Source organism: Bradyrhizobium sp., assembly GCF_028868675.1.
Taxonomy (GTDB): domain Bacteria; phylum Pseudomonadota; class Alphaproteobacteria; order Rhizobiales; family Xanthobacteraceae; genus Bradyrhizobium.
The window spans coordinates 1-4,600 of record NZ_JAGWUA010000287.1 but is presented as its reverse complement, the minus strand read 5'-3'; the positions used below and the strand labels follow the sequence as shown (position 1 = coordinate 4,600).

The 4,600-nt window shown below is 65.8% G+C and carries 6 protein-coding genes; all 6 read left to right on the top strand.

Annotated features, from left to right (window positions below; genetic code table 11):
* The first annotated feature begins 44 nt into the window (after window positions 1–44).
* The gene (locus KGM94_RS23725; protein ID WP_300264681.1) at window positions 45–785 is read left to right on the top strand and encodes a TetR/AcrR family transcriptional regulator; all 741 of its coding nucleotides are present in this window, start codon (window positions 45–47) and stop codon (window positions 783–785) included.
* 102 nt (window positions 786–887) lie between these two features.
* Window positions 888–1,916 carry an amidohydrolase family protein gene (locus KGM94_RS23720; RefSeq protein ID WP_300264679.1) on the top strand — a complete coding sequence of 343 codons (1,029 nt, stop codon included), beginning with the start codon at window positions 888–890 and terminating at the stop codon, window positions 1,914–1,916.
* A 2-nt stretch (window positions 1,917–1,918) separates the two neighbouring features.
* A complete protein-coding gene (gene ligK, locus KGM94_RS23715) occupies window positions 1,919–2,614 on the top strand; it encodes a 4-carboxy-4-hydroxy-2-oxoadipate aldolase/oxaloacetate decarboxylase (protein WP_300264677.1) in 696 nt (231 codons plus the stop codon).
* A 7-nt stretch (window positions 2,615–2,621) separates the two neighbouring features.
* Complete coding sequence (locus KGM94_RS23710) at window positions 2,622–3,311, top strand: substrate-binding domain-containing protein (RefSeq protein WP_300264675.1); 690 nt, start codon at window positions 2,622–2,624, stop codon at window positions 3,309–3,311.
* Between the two features lie 51 nt (window positions 3,312–3,362).
* Entirely contained in the window at window positions 3,363–4,295 is a 933-nt protein-coding gene (locus KGM94_RS23705) for an amidohydrolase family protein (protein WP_300264674.1), read from the top strand.
* Window positions 4,296–4,321: 26 nt separating this feature from the next.
* Window positions 4,322–4,600 (top strand): protocatechuate 4,5-dioxygenase subunit alpha (gene ligA / locus KGM94_RS23700; RefSeq protein ID WP_300264672.1); only part of this gene is annotated, 279 nt, incomplete at its 3' end.

Sequence of the window (4,600 nt, the reverse complement as noted above, 5' to 3'; positions counted from 1 at the left end):
TTCTTGTTGACGCGTCCGACTTATTTGTACAATAGTACAAACAAATGGTCAGCAAACTCCCCAGGAAGGAAACGTCGCGCAAGCCCAACATGCGGGAAGCCATTCTCGCGGCCGCGGAGGAACTGTTCTCGGTCAACGGCTTCAACGCCGTTTCGGTGCGCGACATCGCCCAGGCTGCCGGCGCAAATCCGGGCAGCGTGACCTATCATTTCAAGACCAAGGACGGCCTGCTGCTGGAGATCTACCAGCGCCATTGCGCGCCGATGAATCTGCGCCGCTCCGAGCTCCTCGCCGCCGCCAAGCGAATCCGCGATCCCCAGGACAGGCTCGAGGCGATCGTCCGCGCCTATGTGCTTCCGGCATTCTCCTCCGGCAGCGATCTCGCCGGCGGCGGCGCGCGGTTCACGCGGCTGCGCGCGACCATGTCGGCCGAGGGCAACGAGGTGGCGCGGCGCATCATCGCGCAGACCTTCGACGAGACGAGCCACGCCTTCATCGACGCAATTTGCGAGTGCCTGCCGGCCGTTCCGCGCACGGAAATCGTCTGGCGCAGCCACTTCCTGCTGGGCGCGCTCTACTACACGCTGGTGACGCCGGAGCGCGTGTCGCGCCTGTCGCGCGGGGACGCCGACGGGTCCGACGCGGGCGAGGCGATCGAGCATTTGGTGCAGGCGACCGTGGCGTCGTTCCAGGCGCCGGCGCTGGACCGGCCCGAGCTGGCGCGGCCGCGGCCCGCGACGCCGCCCAAAGCCCGGGCCAATCCCGGGCCGGTCGTGCCGCGCTGAGCGGCGCGGACGATCGAGTCTTGCGAACCGGGAGAGAGACATGACCAGGCGCGAATGCTTGCCGTTCATCCGGCCCGCCGCCATTGCCAAAGGAGAGGTCAAGTGATCATCGACGTCCACGGCCACTATACGACCGCACCCAAGGCGCTCGAGGACTGGCGCAACCGGCAGATCGCGGGCATCAAGGATCCCTCGGTCAAGCCCAAGCCGAGCGAGCTGAAGATCAGCGACGACGAGCTGCGCGACTCCATCGCCAACAACCAGTTGAAGCAGATGAAGGAGCGCGGCAGCGACCTCACCATCTTCTCGCCGCGCGCGAGCTTCATGGCCCATCACATCGGCGACTTCGAGGTGTCATCGACCTGGGCCGCGATCTGCAACGAGCTGTGCTACCGCGTCAGCAAGCTGTTCCCCGACAATTTCATCGGTGCGGCGATGCTGCCGCAGTCGCCGGGCGTCGACCCCAGGACCTGCATCCCGGAGCTCGAGAAGTGCGTCAAGGAGTACGGCTTCGTCGGCATCAACCTCAACCCCGATCCCTCGGGCGGGCACTGGACCTCGCCGCCGCTGTCGGACCGGCACTGGTATCCGATCTACGAGAAGATGGTCGAGCTCGACATCCCCGCGATGATCCACGTCTCGACGAGCTGCAACGCCTGCTTCCACACCACCGGCGCGCACTATCTCAACGCCGACACCACGGCGTTCATGCAGTGCCTGACCTCGGACCTGTTCAAGGACTTCCCGACCCTGCGCTTCCTGATCCCGCATGGCGGCGGCGCCGTGCCCTATCACTGGGGCCGCTTCCGGGGCCTCGCGCAGGAGATGAAGAAGCCGCTGCTCAGGGATCATCTCCTCAACAACATCTTCTTCGACACCTGCGTCTATCACCAGCCCGGCATCGACCTGCTCACCAAGGTGATCCCGGTCGACAACGTGCTGTTCGCGAGCGAAATGATCGGCGCCGTGCGCGGCATCGATCCGGAGACCGGATTCCACTACGACGACACCAAGCGCTACATCGAAGGCGCCGCGACGCTCACCGCGCAGGACCGCCACAATATCTACGAAGGCAATGCGCGGCGCGTGTTCCCGCGCCTCGATGCGGCGCTGAAGGCGAAAGGAAAATAGTCATGAGCGCTCAGATGAACGACCTCGGCATCGTCCGGCGCAACATCGCGCGGGCCGACAAGGCGGCCGTCGAAAAACTGTCGCGTTTCGGGGTTGCGACCATCCACGAGGCGATGGGCCGGGTCGGCCTGATGCAGCACTACATGCGCCCGATCTATCCGGGCGCGCAGATGTACGGCACCGCCGTGACCGTGCTGCTGCAGCCCGGCGACAACTGGATGATGCATGTCGCCGCCGAGCAGATCCAGCCCGGCGACGTCGTGGTTGCCGCCTGCACGGTGGAGAACACCGATGGATTCTTCGGCGACCTGCTCGCCACCTCCTATCGCGCCCGCGGCGCAAAAGGCCTCGTCATCGACGGCGGCGTCCGCGACGTCATGGACCTGACCGAGATGAAATTTCCGGTGTTCTCGCGCGCGATCAGCGCCCGCGGCACCGTCAAGGCGACGCTGGGTTCCGTGAACATCCCGGTCGTCTGCGCCGGCGTCACCGTCAACCCGGGCGACGTCATCGTCGCCGACATGGACGGAATCGTGGTGGTCCCGGCCCACATCGCGCAACAGGCGGCTGACGCGGCCGAAGCGCGTGAGGCCAACGAGGCGGACAAGCGCGAAAAACTCGCCAGCGGCGTCCTCGGCCTCGACATGTACAAGATGCGTGAGCCGCTGGCCAAGGCCGGCCTGAAGTACATCGACTGAGCGACGCATGGCTGCGACCCTGACCGGAATTTCCTCGATGGCGACTCGCCAGATCCTGGCGGAGCTGTCGGATGCCTACACCAAGAGGACGGGACAAGCGGTCGCCATCGAGTCCGTCGGCGGGGTCGATGCGGCCACGCGCGTGCGCGCCGGCGAGGCCTTCGATATCGTGGTGCTGGCGGACGGCGCCATGAAGCAGCTCGAGGCGGACGGCTTCTTGCAGCCGGGAAGCCGCGTCGGCCTGGCGAAATCCGCCATGGCAGTCGCGATCCGTGCGCAGGCGGCGCGTCCCGATCTCACAAGCGAGGCGTCGCTGAAGACGGCCGTGCTGGCGGCGCGTTCGATCGGCTACTCGACCGGTCCCAGCGGCAACCACATCCTCGGCCTCCTGAAGAAGTGGAACATCGACCAGGCCGTGGCGGAACGGCTGGTGAAGGCCCCGCCCGGCATTCCCGTCGGCACGCTGGTGGCGCGCGGCGACGTCGAACTCGGCTTTCAGCAGTTGAGCGAGTTTCTGGAGGTGCCGGGGATCGAGGTCGCCGGTCCCCTGCCCCCGGAGGTTCAGTCGGTGACCCTGTTTGCGTGCGGGGTGTGCAGCAAGGCCGCCAACGCGGCCGCGGCGCGCGATTTCATCGGATATCTGGCGTCGACCGAGGCCGAAGCGCCCAAGCGACGTCAAGGAATGGAGCCGGCATGACCGCGGCTGGTCCGCGGCGGCACGGCTGACGAAACATCGAGAGGGAGCGTTATGTCGAAACCCGTGACCGGGCCGTTCGAAAAGACCCCGGGTTGGCTGGACTGGTACACTGGTCCCTCGAAGCCGCGCTTCAAAGTGCCGGCCGGCGCGGTCGATGCGCATTGCCACGTCTTCGGTCCCGGCGGCGAATACCCATATGCGTCCGAGCGCAAGTACACGCCCTGCGACGCCTCGCGGCAGCAGCTCTACGCGCTGCGCGATCACCTCGGCTTTGCCCGCAACGTCGTGGTGCAGGCGACCTGCCACGGCGCCGACAACCGCGCGATGGTCGATGCGCTCGTCCATTCCGGCGGACGGGCGCGCGGCGTCGCGACCGTCAAGCGCAGCGTCAGCGATGCCGACCTGCAGGCGATGCACGCGGCCGGCGTCCGCGGCGTGCGCTTCAACTTCGTCAAGCGGCTGGTGGATTTCACGCCCAAGGACGAGCTGAACGAGATCGCGGCGCGGATCGCAAGACTCGGCTGGCATGTCGTGATCTATTTCGAGGCGGTCGACCTGCCCGAACTCTGGGACTTCTTCACCACCCTGCCGACCACCGTCGTGGTCGACCACATGGGCCGGCCGGACGTCTCCAAGCCGATCGATGGTCCCGAGTTTTCGCTGTTCCTGAATTTCATGCGAGAGCATCCCAACGTCTGGTCCAAGGTGAGCTGCCCGGAACGGCTGTCGGTTGCGGGCCCGCCGGCGCTGAACGGCGAGCAAAACGCTTATCGCGATGTGATCCCGTTCGCCCGCCGCGTCGTCGAGACCTTTCCCGACCGCGTGCTCTGGGGCACCGACTGGCCGCATCCGAACCTGAAGGGGCATATGCCCGACGACGGCCTGCTGGTCGACTTCATCCCGCACATCGCGGTGACGCCCGAATTGCAGCGCAAGCTCCTGGTCGACAATCCGATGCGGCTGTACTGGCCCCAAGAATCCTAGAAATTTCCTGAAGAGGAGATCATCCGATGTCACTCGACAAACCCTACAAGGACATCCCCGGCACGACGATCTTCGATGCCGACATGTCGCGCCAAGGCTATCACCTCAATCAGTTCTGCATGTCGCTGATGAAGGCCGAGAACCGCGCGCGTTTCAAGGCGAACGAGCGCGCCTATCTCGACGAATGGCCGATGACCGAGGAGCAGAAGCAGGCGGTGCTCGACCGCGACCTCAACCGCTGCATCGCGCTCGGCGGCAACATCTACTTCCTCGCCAAGATCGGCGCGACCGACGGCAAGAGCTTC